Origin of the sequence: Halomonas sp. H10-59, assembly GCF_040070555.1 — a bacterium.
GTDB classification, from domain to species: Bacteria; Pseudomonadota; Gammaproteobacteria; order Pseudomonadales; family Halomonadaceae; genus Halomonas; species Halomonas litopenaei.
Genome location: NZ_CP098828.1, coordinates 2661420 through 2681244, shown reverse-complemented (window position 1 = coordinate 2681244; position 19825 = coordinate 2661420). Strand labels below are relative to the sequence as shown.

At 64.7% G+C, this 19825-nt stretch carries 21 protein-coding genes; 20 read left to right on the top strand and 1 reads right to left on the bottom strand.

All coding sequences use genetic code 11. The annotated features are described in order from the left end of the window. Positions 1–131 precede the first annotated feature (131 nt). The 20 genes from NFG57_RS11760 (at position 132) to NFG57_RS11665 (ending at position 18887) form a co-directional block, all read left to right on the top strand. Positions 132–593: a GNAT family N-acetyltransferase gene (locus NFG57_RS11760; RefSeq protein ID WP_348814375.1), complete on the top strand. Its 462-nt coding sequence runs from the start codon at positions 132–134 to the stop codon at positions 591–593. A 61-nt stretch (positions 594–654) separates the two neighbouring features. Further along, positions 655–1302: an FMN-binding negative transcriptional regulator gene (locus NFG57_RS11755; protein ID WP_348814374.1), complete on the top strand. Its 648-nt coding sequence runs from the start codon at positions 655–657 to the stop codon at positions 1300–1302. A gap of 44 nt (positions 1303–1346) precedes the next feature. Continuing rightward, positions 1347–1916, top strand: coding sequence for an N-acetyltransferase (locus NFG57_RS11750; protein ID WP_348814373.1), 570 nt, complete (start codon positions 1347–1349; stop codon positions 1914–1916). 122 nt (positions 1917–2038) lie between these two features. Then, positions 2039–3124, top strand: coding sequence for an isocitrate/isopropylmalate dehydrogenase family protein (locus NFG57_RS11745; protein WP_348814372.1), 1086 nt, complete (start codon positions 2039–2041; stop codon positions 3122–3124). 226 nt (positions 3125–3350) lie between these two features. Next, positions 3351–3620 carry a type II toxin-antitoxin system ParD family antitoxin gene (locus tag NFG57_RS11740; RefSeq protein WP_108133072.1) on the top strand — a complete coding sequence of 90 codons (270 nt, stop codon included), beginning with the start codon at positions 3351–3353 and terminating at the stop codon, positions 3618–3620. An 812-nt stretch (positions 3621–4432) separates the two neighbouring features. Then, positions 4433–5788 (top strand): urea ABC transporter substrate-binding protein, encoded by a 1356-nt coding sequence (gene urtA, locus NFG57_RS11735; protein ID WP_213227086.1) that lies wholly within the window; start codon positions 4433–4435, stop codon positions 5786–5788. A gap of 101 nt (positions 5789–5889) precedes the next feature. Next, positions 5890–7524: an urea ABC transporter permease subunit UrtB gene (gene urtB, locus NFG57_RS11730; RefSeq protein WP_348814371.1), complete on the top strand. Its 1635-nt coding sequence runs from the start codon at positions 5890–5892 to the stop codon at positions 7522–7524. Positions 7525–7527: 3 nt separating this feature from the next. Beyond that, positions 7528–8703: an urea ABC transporter permease subunit UrtC gene (urtC, locus tag NFG57_RS11725; protein WP_222516528.1), complete on the top strand. Its 1176-nt coding sequence runs from the start codon at positions 7528–7530 to the stop codon at positions 8701–8703. Beyond that, positions 8700–9533, top strand: a complete 834-nt coding sequence (gene urtD / locus NFG57_RS11720; RefSeq protein ID WP_045992499.1) for an urea ABC transporter ATP-binding protein UrtD — start codon at positions 8700–8702, stop codon at positions 9531–9533. The genes urtC and urtD overlap by 4 nt, the downstream gene beginning before the upstream one ends. 139 nt (positions 9534–9672) lie before the next feature. Continuing rightward, positions 9673–10371: an urea ABC transporter ATP-binding subunit UrtE gene (urtE, locus tag NFG57_RS11715; protein WP_045992498.1), complete on the top strand. Its 699-nt coding sequence runs from the start codon at positions 9673–9675 to the stop codon at positions 10369–10371. 256 nt (positions 10372–10627) lie between these two features. After that, positions 10628–11551 (top strand): urease accessory protein UreD, encoded by a 924-nt coding sequence (locus tag NFG57_RS11710; RefSeq protein WP_222568883.1) that lies wholly within the window; start codon positions 10628–10630, stop codon positions 11549–11551. 61 nt (positions 11552–11612) lie between these two features. Beyond that, positions 11613–11915, top strand: coding sequence for an urease subunit gamma (gene ureA / locus NFG57_RS11705; protein ID WP_045992496.1), 303 nt, complete (start codon positions 11613–11615; stop codon positions 11913–11915). Positions 11916–11989: 74 nt separating this feature from the next. Then, on the top strand, positions 11990–12343 hold the full coding sequence (locus NFG57_RS11700) for an urease subunit beta (protein WP_045992495.1): 354 nt from the start codon (positions 11990–11992) through the stop codon (positions 12341–12343). Then, positions 12340–14043, top strand: a complete 1704-nt coding sequence (ureC, locus tag NFG57_RS11695; RefSeq protein WP_108133079.1) for an urease subunit alpha — start codon at positions 12340–12342, stop codon at positions 14041–14043. The genes NFG57_RS11700 and ureC overlap by 4 nt, the downstream gene beginning before the upstream one ends. Before the next feature lie 55 nt (positions 14044–14098). After that, positions 14099–14746 (top strand): urease accessory protein UreE, encoded by a 648-nt coding sequence (gene ureE, locus NFG57_RS11690; protein WP_348814370.1) that lies wholly within the window; start codon positions 14099–14101, stop codon positions 14744–14746. Further along, positions 14746–15441, top strand: coding sequence for an urease accessory protein UreF (locus NFG57_RS11685; protein WP_108448796.1), 696 nt, complete (start codon positions 14746–14748; stop codon positions 15439–15441). Before ureE ends, NFG57_RS11685 begins: the two co-directional genes overlap by 1 nt. 101 nt (positions 15442–15542) lie before the next feature. Continuing rightward, a complete protein-coding gene (ureG, locus tag NFG57_RS11680) occupies positions 15543–16193 on the top strand; it encodes an urease accessory protein UreG (protein WP_045992492.1) in 651 nt (216 codons plus the stop codon). Positions 16194–16249: 56 nt separating this feature from the next. After that, a complete protein-coding gene (locus tag NFG57_RS11675) occupies positions 16250–16864 on the top strand; it encodes a HupE/UreJ family protein (protein WP_348814369.1) in 615 nt (204 codons plus the stop codon). A gap of 169 nt (positions 16865–17033) precedes the next feature. Beyond that, positions 17034–18476, top strand: a complete 1443-nt coding sequence (locus NFG57_RS11670; protein WP_348814368.1) for a phospholipase D-like domain-containing protein — start codon at positions 17034–17036, stop codon at positions 18474–18476. Positions 18477–18665: 189 nt separating this feature from the next. Next, entirely contained in the window at positions 18666–18887 is a 222-nt protein-coding gene (locus NFG57_RS11665) for a DUF1049 domain-containing protein (RefSeq protein WP_045992490.1), read from the top strand. Here NFG57_RS11665 and NFG57_RS11660 read toward each other — a convergent pair. After that, positions 18823–19806 (bottom strand): YihY/virulence factor BrkB family protein, encoded by a 984-nt coding sequence (locus NFG57_RS11660; protein ID WP_083970369.1) that lies wholly within the window; start codon positions 19804–19806, stop codon positions 18823–18825. The genes NFG57_RS11665 and NFG57_RS11660 overlap by 65 nt on opposite strands. Positions 19807–19825: the final 19 nt, after the last annotated feature.

Genomic DNA, 19825 nt, shown 5'->3' with positions numbered 1-19825 from the left:
TCCCCTTTTCTGGGCGGTATTGGTTCTTATGGTGGGACCACTATTGCGCAAGACTGGGTGTCTGTCATCCCGACGAGCCGGTGCGCCTCTGGCCAGCCGGCGCACACGACCGCCAATGTGAAAGGTGACTCATGAACCATGTTCGTCCTGCCTGTATCGCCGATCTACAACCCCTGAGTGAGCTGCTCGATGGCTACCGGGTGTTCTATTCACAGGAAAGCGACATCCTGGCTGCCCGCGACTTTCTCCAGACGCGCCTCGCGCTCGCCGACTCGCGCCTGCTGGTCAGCGACAACGAGGGTGTGCTCGAAGGCTTCGTTCAGCTCTATCCGACGCTATCCACGGTACGGGTGGGACCGCGCTGGACCCTGGCCGATTTGTTCGTGGCACCCGAGGCGCGTGGCAAGGGGATCGGCCGTGAGCTGATGGAGGCCGCCGCGAACCTGGCGAGGGAGCAGGGTGTCGGGCAGTTGACGCTCAATACCCAGACCCACAACCACACCGCCCAGGCGCTGTATGAGTCACTGAACTGGCAGCGCAATGATGCCTTCTACGCCTATACCCTGAACCTGGATGACCCTGCGGGCACATAAACTTCTACTTCTCGCAGTCAACATTGATGGATGCCAACCACCTTGAAGGAGCGCGTGACCCTTGTATCAGCCAAAACACTTCGCCATGACCGACGATGACGCCATGATGGCGGTGGTCCGTGCCTATCCCTTTGCGACCCTGGTCACCGACGGTGACCAGGGGGTGTGTATCGACCACCTGCCGCTGATGGTCGAGCAGACGTCCCAGGGCAAGCTGGTGCTGCGTGGCCATATCGCCCGCGCCAACGCCCTCTGGCGGCTGGGTGAGGGTGAGCGAGCAGACGCGGCAGCGATCGAGGCGGTGGCGATCTTTCATGGCCCCGACGCCTATATTTCGCCTGGCTGGTATCCCGACAAGCGCCGCCATGGTCGCGTGGTGCCGACCTGGAACTACCAGGTGGTGCATGCCCATGGTCGGCTCGTCTTCCCGCGTGAAAGCGATTGGCTCACCTCGCACCTGACGTCGCTGGTCGATCGCTTCGAGGCGGGCCGGGAAGCGCCCTGGGCGGTGGACGACGCCCCCGAAGACTACCTGGAGGGGATGCGTCGTGGCATTGTGGGGGTAGAGCTCGAGGTGACGCGCCTGGTGGGCAAACACAAGGCCAGCCAGCACAAGCCGTTGGAAGAACGCGAGGGTATCCGCGAAGGCCTTCGAGAGGATGGGCGTTCGGCTTGTGACGCTGCCGTGCTGTGTGGAGATCAGCCGTGATGATTCCTCTAGAGGGTGCAGCGAAGATTGAACAAGGATAAGGGATGGAATATAGCCTGAGGCAGGCAACGCTGGAGGACGCCGAAACGCTGGCCGCCCTGGGGCGCCGCACCTTTTACCAGACCTTTGTCGACTTTTACTCCAAGGCGACCATGGAGCGCTATCTGAGTGATGCCTTTGACCTGGGAAGGGTGCAGCGCGAGTTGGCCTGCCCACAGTCGCGATTCTGGCTGCTGGAAGAGGCCGGCCGCAGCGAGACGGGTGAAGCGGGAAAGGAGCGCGAGGGCGTTGCCAAGGGGCCCGTAGCGGTCGGCTATCTCAAGCTCAACTGGGGGGAGGCCCAGACCGATCTGAGCGAGCACAATGGTCTCGAGATCGAGCGCATCTATCTGCTGGCCGAGGCCCAGGGCCGAGGGCTTGGCAAGATGCTGTACGACAAGGCCATCACCGAGGCGCGAGAACAGGCCAGGGCTTTCGTCTGGCTGGGCGTGTGGGAAAACAATCATCCCGCCATCGCCTTCTATCGCTCCCGGGGCTTTGTCGAGGTAGGCACCCACAGTTTTCAGATGGGCGATGTGGTGGACAGGGATCTGATCATGCGGCGTGATCTCTGACGTAGCCATCGCCATCGCCATCGCCATCGCCATCGACCATAAGGTCCCATGGATAGAACATCGCTGCACCACGATACTGCGAGGCCACCATCAATGGACAACAACAAGACGAGGGAATCTCTGTGAGTTATCGAATTGCCACCATCGCTGGTGACGGTATCGGCCCGGAGGTCGCGGGCGCCACGGTGCAAGTACTGCAAGCGCTGCTGGGCAGCGACGTGCTACGTTTCGACTGGCTCGACGGTGGGGCGGGGCACTATGACAAGACCGGCGAGGTGCTGCCCCAGTCGACGCTGGACGCCTGTCGGGCCAGTCACGCCATCCTGCATGGCGCCGCCGGGCTGCCGGGGGTGACCTACGACGACGGGACCGAGGTGGGCAACGACCTGCACCTCAAGCTGCGCTTCGGACTGGACCTTTACGCCAACGTGCGTCCGATCTGCCTGCTGCCCGGGGTCGAGTCGCCGTTGAGACACCATCAGCCCGGTACCATCGACTATGTCATCGTGCGCGAGAACACCGAAGGCCTCTACGCCAGTCGCGGCGCAGGGGTGGTGCTGCGCGACGAGATGGCAAGCGACAGCCTGGTGATCACCCGCAAGGGCACCGAGCGAGTCGCGCGCTTTGCCCTGGAGCTGTCACGGCGACGCCAGGGCGCGCCGAAGGACGGCAAGCGGCGGCTTACCGTCTGTGACAAGGCCAATATCCTCAGAAGCTACGCCTTCTTTCGCAAGGTGTGCGACGAGGTAGGCGCCGAGTTCAATGACGTCGAACTCGACTACGCCTACGTCGACGCCATGACGGTGCACCTGGTCAAGCGTCCGGACTTCTATGACGTAATCGTCGCCGAGAATCTGTTCGGTGACATCATCTCCGACCTGGGAGCGGCCACCGTCGGCGGGATGGGGGTGTCGCCGTCTGCCGAACTGGGCGATCGCCACGGTCTGTTCCAGGGGGCACACGGCAGCGCCCCGGATATCGCCGGGCAGGACGCCGCCAACCCCATCGCCACCCTGTTGTCCGGGGCCATGATGCTCGAATGGCTGGCGGTGGAGCACGCCGACGATCGTCTGTCTGACGCCGCCGGTCGGTTGCGTCAAGCGGTGGACGGCGTACTGTCCGATGGCCGCTATCGGCCCCGGGAATTCGGCGGCAATACCGGCTGCAGCGCCTTTACGGAACAGGTGCTGCGACAGCTCGAGGGCTAAGCCTTGTCGATGAAACGGTCTGGTGCTTGGCCCTGTGTCGGGTCCCAAGGGGGCACATGGCGGGACACCCAGTCCGGTTCAGGTTCGATGTCTTCAAGGTAGTGCGCGCCAAGTGTTGCGAGAGACGTCGGTCGCGCAGACGGTCCTGGTCGGGTTCCAGGGGTGGCTAATCTGGCCACCCCTGGCCAATCTTGCACCAGATGTATTCTGGTCAATAGGAGGGCGTATGCCGGCCAATCATGCTCGAAACGTGGCGCTCACGCCTGAACTAGATGGTTTTATCGACGAACTGGTGGCCTCTGGGGATTACGCCAATGCCAGCGAAGTGCTACGAGCGGGGTTGCGTGCACTCAAGGAACGTCGTGAGATTGCGCTCATCGGCTCTCGAATAGGTGTCGCGCTTGAGCAGCTTGATCGTGGAGAAGGTGTAACCGGTGATCCACGAAAAGTTCTGGGTAGTGTTCTCGAGGCTGCTCGAACTGGCGATGCTTCTTGACGTGATTGATTTATGCGCCGGCGGCACTTGCAAGCCTGAAAGATATTCTTCGTTGGACCCTATCGGAATTCGGCGGGGCGAGAGCCGAGCGGTATACGGCACAACTTGTTCACCGCCTTGAATCCCTGGCGGCGGGACATCCGCCCCATCCCAGGCCATGCTCGACACTATCGAGCACTGTTGGCCATGAATCTCACCTTCGCTACTTCCGTGAAGGTCGACACTATCTGATCTTGCGCGAGACGGACGAGACACTCGAACTTGTCGAAGTCTTCCACGAACGGATGAATGTGGACGCATGGCTACGTGCCTTGTCTCGGTGATGTTTTCGTATCGACTCCCATTTGCCTTCCGAACAGACACCCCAGCTGTGTCGCTGAAAGGTGGCTGCGCTCGGAACACTTGTACTCGCCGCTGCCGTCATGCTGAGCCCTGCAAGTGAAGCGTCTCGATATAGGGCGCTCCTGTCTGGTGCCGGCCGTGGCGGGGTGCACCGCTGGTTGGCGCTGTGGTGGTGCAGAAGTAGGGGGCGGGGTAGCGAAGTGCACCACATGTGGTGCATTGGTGCGCCCCGGTGGCGCGAGATGCTCTCTTGTGGCGCAAGGCGGGGTGGGTAAGCCCCCTTCTTGGCCGACGTAATGTCGGAATTTATAAATGTTTTATATGGCTGGCATGGGACTTGCTTGAAGTGGTGATGGAGGTCGACGTCGCAAGACGTCAGGCCTGAGCGATACAGCGGTTTTACCTGAACCGCCTGGCTCCCTCTCGACGATGGTCCATCACAACGACAAGGCAACCCCTGGAGGTTTCCCATGCCCACCGCTTCGATCTCTTCTACGCAGGTTTGTGCCCACCGTTCCAAAGCGCTTTCTAGAAAGGCGCTGGCCAGCCTGGCCGTGTCCACGCTGTCGCTGGCCATCGCCGCACCGGCGCTCGCCCAGGAGGACCCGATCAAGGTCGGTATCCTGCATTCCCTGTCCGGTACCATGGCGATCAGCGAGTCGACCCTAAAAGACACCATGCTGATGCTGATCGAGCAGCAGAACGAAGCGGGTGGCCTGCTCGGCCGCGAGCTCGAGCCGGTGGTGGTGGACCCGGCCTCCAACTGGCCGCTGTTTGCCGAGAAGGCCCGCGAGCTGCTGGCGCAGGAAGAGGTCGACGTGATCTTCGGCAACTGGACCTCGGTATCGCGCAAGTCGGTGCTGCCGGTGGTCGAGGAGCTCAATGGCCTGCTGTTCTATCCGGTGCAGTACGAAGGCGAGGAGTCCTCCGAGAACGTCTTCTACACCGGCGCTGCGCCCAACCAGCAGGCGATTCCGGCGGTGGACTACCTGATGAACGAGGTCGGTGTTGAGCGCTGGGTGCTGGCCGGTACCGACTATGTCTATCCGCGCACGACCAACAAGATCCTCGAGGCCTATCTGAAGTCCCAAGGCGTGGCCGACGAGGACATCATGGTCAACTACACCCCCTTCGGTCACTCCGACTGGCAGAACATCGTCTCCGAGATCAAGCAGTTCGGTGGTGCCGGCAAGAAGACGGCGGTGGTCTCCACCATCAATGGCGACGCCAACGTGCCCTTCTACCGGGAGCTGGCCAACCAGGGCGTCGAGGCCTCGGATATCCCGGTGGTGGCCTTCTCGGTGGGTGAGCAGGAGCTGTCCGGTCTCGACACCGCGCCGCTGGTCGGCCACCTGGCGGCCTGGAACTACTTCATGAGCGTGGATGAAGACGTCAACTACGACTTCATCGACGCCTGGTACGACTACACCGGCGACGACAACGCCGTCACCAACGACCCCATGGAAGCCCACTATATCGGCTTCAACATGTGGGCCGAGGCGGTGCGCAAGGCGGAGACCACCGATGTCGATGCGGTCAAGGAAGCGATCATCGGCGTCTCGGTGCCCAATCTCACCGGTGGCTACGCCACCATGATGCCCAACCACCACATCACCAAGCCGGTGCTGATCGGCGAGATCCAGGACAACGGCCAGTTCTCGGTGGTGTGGCAGACCCCGTCCACCGTGGCCGGCGACGCCTGGTCCGACTATCTGGAAGGCTCCCGCGATCTGATCAGCGACTGGCGTGCTCCGCTTGAGTGCGGCAACTACAACGTGGTGCAGGGTAGCTGCGGTGGTGGCTCAGACGTCGCCTCCAGCGAATAGAACATAACGACAAGGGGCCGGTGTGCACGGCGCACCGGCCCGGATCACGCCAACCCTGCCCGTGGTGCCGTCGGCACCCGGGTGTCTCAAGGGACCTCACCATGAATTTAATTGCAGGTCGTCACTGGCTGAGCGCGCTGGTGCTGCTTTGCCTCGTCGCCCTGGGGCTGGGCCAGGCTTGGGCTCAGGACGCCGGCGCTTCCGAGGCCGCGTCTTCCGACCAGGGGCCGGCGCTGTTGTCGGCGCTGGCCGAGTCCAGCTTCCGCGACAAGGAAGCGGCCATCGACGCCATTGCCGAGAGCGGTGACGAGCGCGCCCGGCGCTGGCTCGAGAGCTTTGCCGAGGGCAAGCTCGCCCGCGTCAAGGACAGCGGCGCTATCGTCGTGGTACTGGAAAATCGCGGTCGCAACTGGCCCGTGGCCGACGCCCTGACGCTGGATCCGGCGGGCGAAATATCGCGCCGCGAGCTCGACCGCGTCTCCATCAACAACAGTCTCAGGGGCTATCTGGACAGCACCCTGGCGCTGATCGACCTGCGTGTCGACGACCCTGCCCAGCGGCTGGCGGCGGCGCGGGATCTGCTGGGCGAGGTCGAGGCCGAGGCCGTCGATTCGCTGAGCGAGCTGGCCGCCGCCGAGAGCGACCCCGAGGTGGCGGCGACCCTTGAGCAGGCCATCGCCATCGCGCGGGTCGAGCAGGGGGACGTCGCGGCGGTCGAGGCGCTGTCCGGTAGCCTCAATGGCCAGGCCAGGGCCGCGCTGATGCAGGCCAGCCGCAGCGACGACGTGGCGCTGGCAGAAGCCGCACAGGCGGCGCTGGCCGAGAGCGAGCAGGCGCTCAAGCTCAACCGCGCCGCCGAGACGCTCTACTTCGGCCTGTCGCTGGGTTCGGTGCTGGTACTGGCGGCGATCGGCCTGGCTATCACCTTTGGCGTCATGGGGGTGATCAACATGGCCCACGGCGAGCTGATCATGCTGGGGGCCTACACCACCTGGGCGATGCAGCAGCTGTTGCCGGGGCAGCCGGGGCTTGCGCTGCTGCTGGCGATTCCGGCGGGCTTTCTGGTGGCGGCGCTGGTGGGTGTGGCCATCGAGCGAGGCGTCATCCAGTTCCTCAAGGGACGTCCGCTGGAAACCCTGCTGGCGACCTTCGGCGTCAGCCTGATCCTGCAGCAGCTGGTGCGCACCCTGATCTCACCGCTCAACCGTACCGTGGTGACGCCCGAGTGGATGAGCGGCTCGCTGGTGATCAACGAGGCGCTGTCGCTGACCCTCAATCGCCTCTATGTGCTGGGCTTCGCCATCCTGGTGTTTGCCGCCCTGATGCTGGTGATGCGCCGCACCCGGCTGGGACTGGAGGTACGCGCGGTAACCCAGAACCGTGCCATGGCACGCTCCATGGGCATTCGCGCGACCCGCGTCGACATCCTGACCTTCGCGCTGGGGTCGGGGGTGGCTGGCCTTGCCGGGGTGGCGCTGTCACAGCTCACCAACGTCGGTCCCAACCTCGGCCAGAACTACATCATCGACTCCTTCATGGTGGTGGTGTTCGGCGGGGTCGGCAATCTGTGGGGCACCCTGGTGGCGGGGCTCTCGCTGGGGGTGATCAATCAGGTGCTGGAGCCCTGGGCCGGGGCGGTACTGGCCAAGATCCTGGTGCTGGTGTTCATCATTCTGTTCATTCAAAAGCGCCCGAGGGGACTCTTTCCCCAGAAGGGCCGCGCGGCGGAGGGCTGAGCGATGCCATCATCCCGACTATGGCTGGCTCGCCCGTTCGGCGAGCGGTCGACTCTGATCTTCCTGGCGGTGCTCGGTGCCACCATGGCGCTGGTGGTGGCGGCAAATCTGCTGCTGGCGCCGGAGCATCCGCTGCATGTCTCTACTTATACCGTTACCTTGCTGGGCAAGTACCTGTGCTACGCGCTGCTGGCGGTGGCGGTGGATCTGGTCTGGGGTTACCTGGGGATTCTCAGCCTGGGCCACGGCGCCTTCTTCGCCCTCGGCGGCTACGCCATGGGCATGTACCTGATGCGCCAGATCGGCGACCGCGGTGTCTACGGCGATCCACTGCTGCCGGACTTCATGGTGTTCCTCGACTGGGACAGTCTGCCCTGGTACTGGCTTGGCTTCGACATGGCCGGTTTTGCCTTTGTGATGGTGCTGCTGGCGCCGGGCCTGCTGGCGCTGGTGTTCGGCTTCCTGGCGTTCCGTTCGCGGGTCACCGGGGTCTATCTGTCGATCATCACCCAGGCGCTGACCTTTGCGCTGATGCTGGCGTTCTTCCGCAACGAGATGGGCTTTGGCGGCAACAACGGCCTGACCGACTTCAAGGAACTGCTGGGCTTCGACCTGTCCGCCGACGCCACACGACTGGGGCTGTTCATTGCATCCGGCGTGGCGCTGGCGCTGGGCTTCCTGCTGTGCCGCGCCATCGTGGTCAGCAAGCTCGGGCGGGTCTGCGTGGCGGTGCGCGACGCCGAGTCCCGCACCCGCTTTCTCGGCTACCGGGTGGAGCGCTATCAGCTGTTCGTGTTCGTCGTCTCGGCCATGCTGGCCGGGGTCGCCGGCGCCCTCTATGTGCCCCAGGTGGGCATCATCAACCCCAGCGAGTTCTCGCCGCTGTTCTCCATCGAGGTGGTGGTGTGGGTGGCCCTGGGTGGCCGTGCCACCCTCTATGGCGCGGTGATCGGTGCGCTGGCGGTGAACTACGCCAAGAGCGTGTTCACCGGGGTGATGCCGGAGGCCTGGCTGTTCGCGCTCGGTGCGCTGTTCGTGCTGGTGACGGTGCTGCTGCCCCAGGGCATCGCCGGGCTTTTGTCACGCTCTCGCCAGCAAGGCAGCGACGATGACAGCGACACGCAACCCGACACGCCAACCGACACGCTGGATGCAACCCCCAGGGAGGCCACCCCATGAGCTTTCTTCAGAGCCTGGCCGATCGCGATCGGGTCTTCGACTTCCTGGTCCCGGAACAATCGCCGGTCGACGTGCGCCACGGCCCGATCCTCTATCTCGAGGACGTGTCGGTGAGCTTCGACGGCTTCAAGGCCATCAATGATCTCAACCTGACCATCGACGACGGCGAACTGCGCTGCATCATCGGCCCCAACGGTGCTGGCAAGACCACCATGATGGACATCATCACCGGCAAGACGCGCCCGGATCAGGGCAGCGTGTGGTTCGGCAGCCGCCACAACCTGTTGACCAAGAACGAGCCGGAGATCGCCCGGCTCGGCATCGGGCGCAAGTTCCAGAAGCCCACGGTGTTCGAGGCGCTGACGGTGTTCGAGAACCTCGAGCTGGCGATGGCCATGGACAAGAGTCTGTGGCCGACCCTCAAGGCGCGCATGACCGGGGAGGTGCTGGCGCGAATTGAGGAGGTGCTCGAGACGGTGGGCCTGGCGTCGCTCAGTCGCCGCCAGGCGGGCATCCTGTCCCACGGACAGAAGCAGTGGCTCGAGATCGGCATGCTGTTGATGCAGCGCCCTCGACTGTTGCTGGTCGACGAGCCGGTGGCGGGGATGACCGAGCAGGAGATGGAGCGTACCGCAGAGCTGTTGTTGAGCCTCGCCGGCAAGCACTCGGTGGTGGTGGTGGAGCACGACATGGGCTTTGTGCGTTCGATCGCCCGCACGGTGACGGTGCTGCATCAGGGTTCGGTGCTGGCCGAGGGCAGTATGGACAAGGTGGCAAGCGACCCCAGGGTGATCGAGGTCTACCTGGGTGGCGACGAGGAGGCGGCATGATCGGACTGGAGCGAGTACCTCAGCAGTCTTCGGTAAGAGCGCTGTACTGGGCGGACGGCGCATCCCGCGGCAGGCTGGCCACGCTGTGGGCGAAGGTCTGCGGCCGGTGGGCGCGAGAGACAGGCAAGGAGGTGGATCGATGCTGAGCATTCGCGGGCTCAATCAGTTCTATGGCGAGAGCCACACCCTGTGGGATCTCGATCTCGACGTGCCCAGGGCGGCCTGTACCTGTGTGCTGGGTCGTAATGGCGTCGGCAAGACCACCCTGATGAAAGCGATCATGGGCGAGGTGCCGATCACCGGCGGTGAGCTTCACTACGCCGACGGTGTCGCGCTGGAGAAGCGTCGCCTCGAGGATCGCTCACGCCTGGGCGTGGGCTATGTGCCCCAGGGACGCCAGATCTTTCCGCTGATGACGGTGGAGGAGAATCTGCGCACTGGCCTTGCCGCCCGTGGTGATGGCCTGCGCCAGGTGCCCGAACGGATCTATGAGCTGTTCCCGGTACTCAAGGAGATGCGTCACCGGCGTGGCGGCGATCTGTCCGGCGGTCAGCAGCAGCAGCTGGCGATCGGGCGCGCCCTGGTGATCGAGCCGAAGCTGTTGATCCTCGACGAGCCGGGGGAGGGCATCCAGCCCAATATCGTCGCCCAGATCGGCGAAGTCATCCGTCGATTGATCGCCGATGATGGGCTGACCGTGCTGCTGGTGGAGCAGAAACTGCCCTTTGCCCGACGCTTCGCCGACCACTTCGCCATCCTCGATCGTGGGCGGAGAGTCGCCGTCGGTGATATCGGTGAGCTCGACGACGCCGTGGTGAAGCGCTACCTGACCGTCTGAGCGGTAGCGCGTCAATCAGGGTGAATCGCTGCACATCAATGGTGCGCAATCGTAAGGTTGCGCACTTTTTTTGTGCGCGACCAAAGGCGTGCTTTTCTCTGGTGCAATCCTTGGTTGTTCTATAAGAAATTGAAAAATAAGTAGAAAAATAGAGATTCGAGAAGCTGGTACGGGGCTTGCACCTTGATTGGGCAATGGTGGTGGCCTTTTTTACTTTCGCTTGCCACGCCGACTCGACGGACCGCCCGGGAGAGCCATGAGCGCGCAGACAACACAGGATTCGACCGATCGGCACGGCCATCGTTTCGACGCAGGACGGCGCTGGGAGGCCAGCCTCGATCTCGGCTTTCGCCATGATGGCCAGGCCACTCGCCTCTATCGGGTGGATCATCGCGGCCCCCTGCGGGTGCAGCGTCCCTTCTATCCCGAAGGCCGCGACGGCACCTGCCACGTCTATCTGCTGCATCCCCCGGGGGGCCTGGTCAGCGGCGATATCCTGGATATCCAGGCGCGGGTGGGCGCGGGCGCGCGGGCACTGCTGACCACACCGGCGGCCAACAAGCTGTATCGGGCCGACCGCAACGCCGTGGCCTGGTCCCAGCGCACTCGTCTGGTGGTCGAGGAGGGCGGGCTGCTCGAGTGGTTGCCCCAGGAAACCATCGCCTTCGACGGCTCGCGAGGGGTCCAGGCCACCGAGATCGAGCTTTCCGGCAGCGCCCGCTGCCTGGGCTGGGAGGTGCTGGCGCTGGGCCGGCCGGCCAGTGACCTGCCGTTTGCCAGCGGCCACCTCGAACAGCGCTTTCGGTTATCCCGGGACGGACGACCACTGTGGATCGAGCGCCAGCCCCTCGACCCTGACCATCGTCGTTTTCACGGCGCCTGGGGGCAGCGAGGGTGCAGCGTCCAGGCAACCCTGTGGGCGGTCGGGCTCGAAAACGAGTCCGCGGCGATCGAACGTCTGCGCCAAGGGTTGGGGCAGGGAGGGAATGACCTTGCCGGCAGTCCCGGCGCTGGTGAAGCCGAGCGCTGGGCCGTCACCGTGCGTGATGGCGTCCTGCTGCTGCGCTACCTCGGTCACTCGCGGCGCGAGGCCTGGTCGCTGTGCGAGGCGGCTTGGACGTTGCTGCGTCCGATGCTGATGGATCGCGAGGCCTGTGTGCCGCGCATCTGGTTTACCTGAATGTCATGCCGGGCGGGACAGGCGACCCCTGACCACCCTGACCAACATCGAGGATGAAAGGATGGAGCTGACACCGCGTGACAAGGACAAGCTCTTGCTGTTTACCGCTGGCCTGGTGGCCGAGCGGCGACGCGCCAAGGGGCTCAAGCTGAACTATCCCGAGGCGGTGGCCTTGATCAGCTGCGAGATCATGGAGGGTGCCCGGGAAGGCCTGAGTGTGGCCGAGATGATGAGCCGAGGGCGCCAGATACTGGGGCGTGACGAGGTAATGGAAGGGGTGGCGGAAATGGTCGACGAGGTGCAGGTCGAGGCCACCTTTCCCGACGGCACCAAGCTGGTAACGGTGCACAACCCGATCTCGTGACGCTGCCAGGCCCCGGCTTGATCCGGGGGCGACGCGACAGGCTCATACGCTGATACCAATAGGGAGGGCGCGGGATGATCCCCGGAGAATACCAACTGAAGGACGGTGACATCGCCCTGTGCGAGGGTCGCGACAGGGTCACGCTGGAGGTGGCCAATCGCGGAGATCGACCGATTCAGGTCGGATCCCACTATCACTTCGCCGAGACCAACCCGGCACTGGCGTTCGATCGCGACAGGGCGCGGGGCTTTCGTCTGGACGTTGCCGCCGGCAGCGCGGTGCGCTTCGAGCCGGGGCAGAGCCGTGAGGTCACCCTGGTGAGCTTCGCCGGGCGTCGTCATATCTACGGCTTTCGCGGTGAAGTCATGGGCGCGCTGGACGATGCCGGTGCACCCAGCGGCGACAGCGGCCAGGAGGACGCCCGATGAAGATCAGTCGTCAGGCTTATGCCGACATCTATGGCCCCACCGTCGGCGACCGGGTGCGCCTGGGAGACACCGAGCTGTGGATCGAGGTAGAAAAGGACGCCACCCACTACGGCGACGAGGTCAAGTTCGGTGGTGGCAAGGTCATTCGTGACGGTATGGGGCAGAGCCAGCGTCTCGACCAGACGGTGATGGACACCGTCATCACCAATGCCCTGATCCTTGACTGGTGGGGCATCGTCAAAGCCGACGTGGGCCTCCAGGCGGGGCGCATCGCCGCCATCGGCAAGGCCGGCAATCCAGACACCCAGCCGGACGTCACCATCGTGATCGGACCCGGCACCGAGGTCATCGCCGGCGAGGGCAAGATCCTCACCGCCGGCGCCATCGACGCCCACGTGCACTTCATCTGTCCGCAGCTGGTGGACGAGGCCCTGGCCAGCGGCATCACCACCATGCTGGGGGGCGGTACCGGGCCTGCCACCGGATCGAACGCCACCACCTGCACGCCGGGGGCCTGGCACATCCACCAGATGCTCAAGGCTTGCGACAGCCTGCCGATGAACATCGGTCTGCTCGGCAAGGGCAACGCCAGCCTGCCTGAAGCGCTGGAGGCCCAGATCGAAGCGGGCGCCATGGGGCTCAAGCTGCACGAGGACTGGGGTACGACCCCGGCATCCATCGATACCTGCCTGAGCGTGGCCGAGCGCTACGACGTTCAGATCGCGATCCACACCGACACCCTCAACGAGTCCGGTTTCGTCGAGGACACCCTGGCGGCGTTCAAGCAGCGCGGCATCCATACCTACCATACCGAAGGCGCCGGGGGCGGCCACGCACCGGACATCATCACCGCCTGCTCGAAGGACTATGTGCTGCCGTCGTCGACCAACCCGACCCGGCCCTACACGGTGAACACCGTCGACGAGCACCTGGACATGCTGATGGTGTGTCATCACCTCGACCCCAATATTCCCGAGGACGTGGCTTTCGCCGATTCGCGCATTCGCCGCGAGACCATCGCCGCCGAGGACATCCTGCATGACCTCGGCGTCATCTCGATGATCGCCTCGGATTCCCAGGCCATGGGACGCGTAGGTGAGGTGGTGTGCAGGACCTGGCAGACCGCTCACAAGATGAAGGTGCAGCGTGGTTTACTGCCGGAAGATCAAGAACGTGGCGCCGACAACCTGCGTGCCCGCCGCTATGTGGCCAAGTACACCATCAACCCCGCCATCACCCACGGCCTGGCCGATGAGATCGGTTCTGTCGAGGTGGGCAAGCTGGCCGATCTGGTGCTGTGGGATCCGGCCTTCTTCGGCGTCAAGCCGGCGCTGGTGCTCAAGGGGGGAATGATCGCCATGGCCCCCATGGGCGACCCCAATGCCTCTATCCCGACTCCCCAGCCGGTGCACTACCGTCCGATGTTCGGGGCGCTGGGCCAGGCCGCCGCAGCGACCCGGGTGAGCTTTGTCTCTCAGGCCGCGCTGGATGCGGGGCTTAAGGATCGGCTGGGGCTTCAAAGCAGCCTGGTGGCCTGCCGGGATGTGCGTGCGGTGCGCAAGGGCGACATGAAGCTCAATGACCGTTGCCCGGATCTCAAGGTCGACGCCCAGACCTACGAGGTCACCTGCGATGGCGAGCTTCTGACCTGTGAACCGCTGGACGTGCTGCCGTTGGCCCAGCGCTATCACCTTTTTTGAGTCAGCGATGATGACGGTTTTCGACAGTGCCGCTGACAGTACCAAGGAGTCATCCATGAGTTCGCTATTGTCGCTGACCCGCCGGCTCGGGCCGTTGCCCGTCGGCGATGGGCAAGACGGAGTCCAGGACACCCTGACCCTGAGCTACGACGATCGCATCAAGGGGCGCCTGCGGGTGACCCTGGACAGCGGGCGTGCGGCGGGTCTGTTTCTCGAACGCGGTCCGGTGCTGCGCCACGGCGACGGTCTTCAGGCCGAGGACGGCAGCCGCGTCCGGGTCATCGCTGCGCCGGAACCGGTGGTGACCGCCTGGGTAGCGCCGGGGCCGGACGCCGGCCTTGCGTTGGCTCGGTTGTGCTACCACCTGGGCAACCGCCACGTGACCCTCGGTATCGGCGAGGGCGAGTACCAGGGTGACGCCTGCTGCTACGTGCGCTTTGCGCCGGACCATGTGCTGGAAGAGCTGGCCGAGCGGCTTGGTGCGCGGCTCGAGCACCACCAGGCGCCGTTTGATCCCGAGCCGGGCGCCTACACCATGGGTGGGCATTCGCATGGTCATTCGCACAGCGATTCTCATGACCATGACCATGGGCACGGACACGGGCAATTGCACGGGCATGGCCATTCACACGGCTCGCCACATGGCTCTTCACATGGCTCCTCACATGGCTCCTCACACAGCCACGCTCAGGGGATCACCTGATGGCCGGGATCGAGTCTGCGTCACAGGCGCACGATGATCTGGCCCTGCTGGGGCTGCTGCAGCTGGTCAGCCCGGCGTTGCCGATCGGCGCCTTCGCCTGGTCCCAGGGGCTCGAGAGCGCCTTCGAACTGGGCTGGGTTCACGATGAAAAGAGTCTTGGCGACTGGCTCGAGGGCGTGCTGGAGGATGGCCTGGCGGTGGCGGAACTGCCTGCCCTGGCGCGACTCGTCGAGGCCTGGCAGCAGGGCGACGAGGATAGGGTGGCGCATTGGGACTGCTGGCTGGGGGCGGTACGCGAGACCCGAGAGCTGCGCGAGGAGGATCGCCAGCTGGGCGCGTCGCTGGTGCGCCTGATGCGCAGCCTGGGGCTGGCGCCCGAAGCCGGGTTGCCTGACGAGCCTGGCTATGTGACCGCCTTCAGCGCCCTGGCGGTAGCCCGCGGGTTGCCGCCGCGACAGGCCATGCTGGGCTTTGCCTGGGCCTGGCTCGAGAACCAGCTGGCGGCAGCCTGCAAGGCGCTGCCGCTCGGGCATACCGCGGCCCAGCGACTGGTCGAGCGGCTGCGTCCGGCGCTGGTCGAGGCGGTGGGGCGTGCCCTGATCATCGACGATGACGACATGGGGCCGGCGCTGCCGGGGCTCGCCCTGGCCAGCGGCCTGCACGAAACCCAGTACTCGCGGCTGTTTCGCAGCTGAGCGAGTGACAACGATGCCATCGATACAGGGGTATCGACGGCGCCATTCTCCGGTCTTCGACACGTCGGGGAATGGCCTTACATGACAGGCAGGAGAACACCATGACCACTTCAACCACTCCCTCCCAGTGCCTGCGCGTCGGCGTGGGCGGCCCGGTGGGCTCGGGCAAGACGGCGCTGCTCAAGCAGCTGTGTCGGGCCCTGCGTGATCACTACGATATCGCCGTGGTGACCAACGACATCTACACCAAGGAAGACGCCGACTTCCTGACCCGCAACGAGGCGCTGTCGCCGGATCGCATCCTCGGCGTCGAAACCGGCGGCTGTCCACACACCGCGATCCGCGAGGACGCCTCGATGAACCTGGCGGCCATCGACGAGCTGCACCGCCGCCATCCGGGGCTCGAACTGGTGCTGGTGGAGTCCGGCGGCGACAACCTGTCGGCCACCTTCAGTCCTGAGCTGTCGGATCTGACGCTCTACGTCATCGACGTCTCCGCGGGTGACAAGATCCCGCGCAAGGGCGGGCCGGGCATCACCAAGTCGGATCTGTTGATCATCAACAAGATCGACATTGCCGAGCAGGTGCATGCTTCGCTGGAGGTGATGGACCGTGACTCGCGCAAGATGCGTGGCGAACGTCCTTTCGTCTTCACCAATCTGTATGACGGCGTCGGTCTCGACACCATCATCGGTTTCATTCTCGAGCGGGGCATGTTGCCCGACCGGCGAGCCGAGGCAGTGGAAGCCTGAATCGCCCGTTACCACGCAGCCGAAGCGTTGCGTTCTCAGTCAACAAGGAGTCTGTCATGACACAGCGTTCTCGTGTTTCTTCCCGTTCCCTGGCGATCGCCGGCGCCATGGCCGCTGGCCTTGTCGCACCGCTGGCGCTGGCGCACCCCGGCCACGGCGTCGAGCATGGTGGCCTTGCCGCCGGCCTGATGCATCCCTGGTTGGGGCTCGATCACCTGCTGGCGATGGCGGCCATCGGCCTGTGGAGTCTGGGACAGGGGGCAGCCATGCGACGCTTTACCCCGCTGATGGCACTGGCTGGCATGCTGGCCGGGGCTGGTCTGGCGCTGTCCGGCGCGCTTCCCGCCGGCGCCTTGCCCGGTGTGGAAGGGGGAATTGCCCTGTCGGTGCTGATCGCGGGGGTCATGGTGGCGGTGCTGATGCGTCTGCCGGCAGCGCTTGGCGGAGGCCTGGTGATCGCCCTGATGACGATGCATGGCATCGCCCACGGCGCCGAGATGCCTGCAGCCGCCTCACTCGTCGCCTACGTGGTGGGCTTTTCGGCCTCGACGCTTGCCATCACCATGCTGGCGCGGGTGCTGGGTGGCTGGCTGGCCAGCCGTGAACAGCGCCTGGTGCGTGCCCTCGGCGCCGCCATCGCGGTCTGCGGTGGGGTGCTGGCGCTGAGCTGAGCGATCTCCCACTGACCGTCGATGGTCTCTCGCGCCCGGCCCTGTGCCGGGCGCGAGCGTTTGAGGCTGCTGCATCGTCCCCCCTGCGACGGCGGAGACGGGTACGTGTGTGGGTGAAACGTTTTGAGCTATGCTCGTGCGCCACGGATGAATTCGCCAAGAGGACGCTATGGCCAGGCTGGGACGCACGATCAAATGTAGCGGGGCAGTACTGCTGGTCGCCTGGGCGGGGATGGGGCTGTGGCAGAGTATCAAGCCACTACCGGAAAACGTCGGCAAGGCCTGGCCCGAGCGGCCAGTGGGCGAGGTCGAATTTCTCGCCGATCGAACCTGGTATGACGAGGGTGGCCGCCGTCATCTTGATCAGCACATCTTTGACGAAGCGGTGGCGATGATCGAGGGTGCCCGCCGGCTGATCGTCGTCGACATGTTCCTGTTCAATCGCCTCGAGGGCAGTGGCGGGGGCGACTTTCTGCCCCTGGCCGAACGCCTTGCCGATGCGCTGATCGCCGCCCGCCAGCGCCAGCCGGCGCCGCGAGTGGTGGTGATCACAGACCCCCTCAATACCCTCTACGGAGGCCAGCGAGTGCCGCTCTATCAGCGCCTGGAGGCGGCGGGGGTCGAGCTTGCCATCACCCGCCTCGATCGGCTGCGCGCCTCCAATCCGCTGTGGTCTGGCCTTTGGCATCTGGGACTGGATCGGCTTGGCAACGACCCGGACGGGGGCTGGCTGCCCAATGCCTTCGGTGGCGAGCCGGTGACCCTGAGAAGCTACCTGGCGCTGCTCAATTTTCGCGCCAATCATCGCAAGACGCTGACGGTGGATCACGCCGAAGGGTGGTCGACACTGATCACCTCGGCCAACCCCCACGACGGCAGTAGCCTGCACTCCAACGTGGCGCTGAGGATCGATGGCCCCGTCGCCCATGACGTCATCGCCTCCGAGGCCGAGGTGGCGTCCTGGTCCGGCGTCGAGGTATCGCAGCCGCCAGCACCTGAGGCCGAGCCATCGGATGGCGCGATGGCGCAACTGCTGACCGAAGCCGCCATCCGTGACGCCGTGCACGCTCAGGTCGATGACACCGTCGCCGGCGATCGGCTGGATGTCGCCGCTTTCTACGTCGCCCACCGCGGGGTGGTCCAGGCGCTGAAGGAGGCCAGCGAGCGAGGAGTGGCGGTTCGGGTGCTGCTCGACCCCAATCGTGAGGCCTTCGGTTTCGAAAAGGGAGGCCTGCCCAATCAGCCGGTGGCCGAAGAGCTGTTGGACGCGGGCGTTCAGGTGCGCTGGTGTGTCACCGACGGTGAGCAGTGCCACAGCAAGGTGGTGCTGGTGAGAAGGGGCCCGGCGAAGGACGAGCTGGCGGACGCCGTGATTCTGGGCTCGGCCAACCTGACCCGACGCAATCTCGACGATTTCAATCTTGAAAGCAGCGTCTTGCTAAAAGGGCGAGGGGTCGCCGCCATCGACGAAATCGGCGCCTGGTTCGACCAGCGCTGGGACTCGAGCGACGGACGTCGAACCAGCCGAGCCTGGGCGCCGCGGGACGAGGCTAGCTGGTTCGATGGCTGGCGCTATCGATTGATGGAGGCCAGCGGCCTGTCCACCTTCTGACCTCGCTGGTGGGCTGCGCAGGACGGTGGAGATACCGACGCGGGAGCAGGATGTGCCTCGACCGGCCAGCTTGACAGTCCGCCACCCCGCGACCATGTTTCACACGCTGGCCGACGCTCGATTTGACACAATTTCGAGCTCGGCGTGGCGACATCGCAACGCCCGTGTCGGGCACAAGGAGAGTCTTCGATGGAAAAGTTCTGGTTGGTGGTAAAGGTCGTGATTCTGGCGCTGATCGCCATCCTGGTGGTGCAGAACATCGAGATGGTGCAGGTGAAACTGCTCGGCTGGACCATTGCCATGCCGATGGCCCTGCTGGTGGTGGTGATCTACCTGCTGGGCATGATCAGCGGTCGCGGCCTGATGGGGCTGATTCGTCGCCTGCAGGGCAAGGAGCCGCAGCGCCGCTGAGGGCATCGACCCGCGAGCGCTTTCGAGGGTCCTGGTGCCAGGGCAGGCCGAGGCGGCAGTTGTGCTCGAGCTCTGCGATGACCTGGGCGCCCAGCAGCAGGATCACGGCGCCGATCTCGAGGCTCAGAAGCACCACGATCAGGGTCGCCAGGGGGCCGTAGACCGCGCTTACCAGTGACAGGTTGGCGAAGTAGTAGACCAGGGCGATCCTGACCCCTTCCCACATCAGGGCGGCGGCAAAGCCCCCGGCCAAGGCGCGCCTCAGGGAAATGCGTACCACCGGCAGGACCTTGTAGATGGCGCTGAACAGCAGGAAGACGCCGACGAAGCTGGTCAGGTTGAGGGCCGGCTCCGACAGCGAGGCCATGGGCAGCTCACGGCCGTACAGCGCCATCCACAGTCCATTGAGGGTGCTGGCCAGGCTGACCGCCATGGCCAGCGCCAGCAGCGCCGCACTCAGCACCAGCATGAAGGCGTAGGGCAACAGGAAGGACACCCAGAGGCTGCGGGTGTCCTTGACGTCTGGCTTTCTGAAGATCAGCGCCAGGGCGTCTTCCAGCATGCGAAAGGCGAAGGAGCTGAAGATCAGCAGCACCGGGATGCCGTAGATGCCGATGGCATCGCGGGAGTCCAGCAGTGCGCGCACCGACTCCAGCATCACCTCGGCGTGGGTAGGGGCGATGTGGCGTGCCTGCATGGCGATCACATTGAGCAGCTGCTGCTCGTCAACGACCTGAGCCATCGCCACCACCATCAGTGCGAACAGCGGAATGGTGGACAGCAGAATATTGAAGCCGACCCCGCCCGCCAGCAGCATTCCCCGATTGTGCAGAAAGTGGGTCAGCACCCGCCACATGAAGAAGGCGAGCCGTGGCAGCAGAGTAAAGACGGCGTGTTGGTACCAGCGCGGTGCTGTCATGGGCCCGAATCGTCCTTGA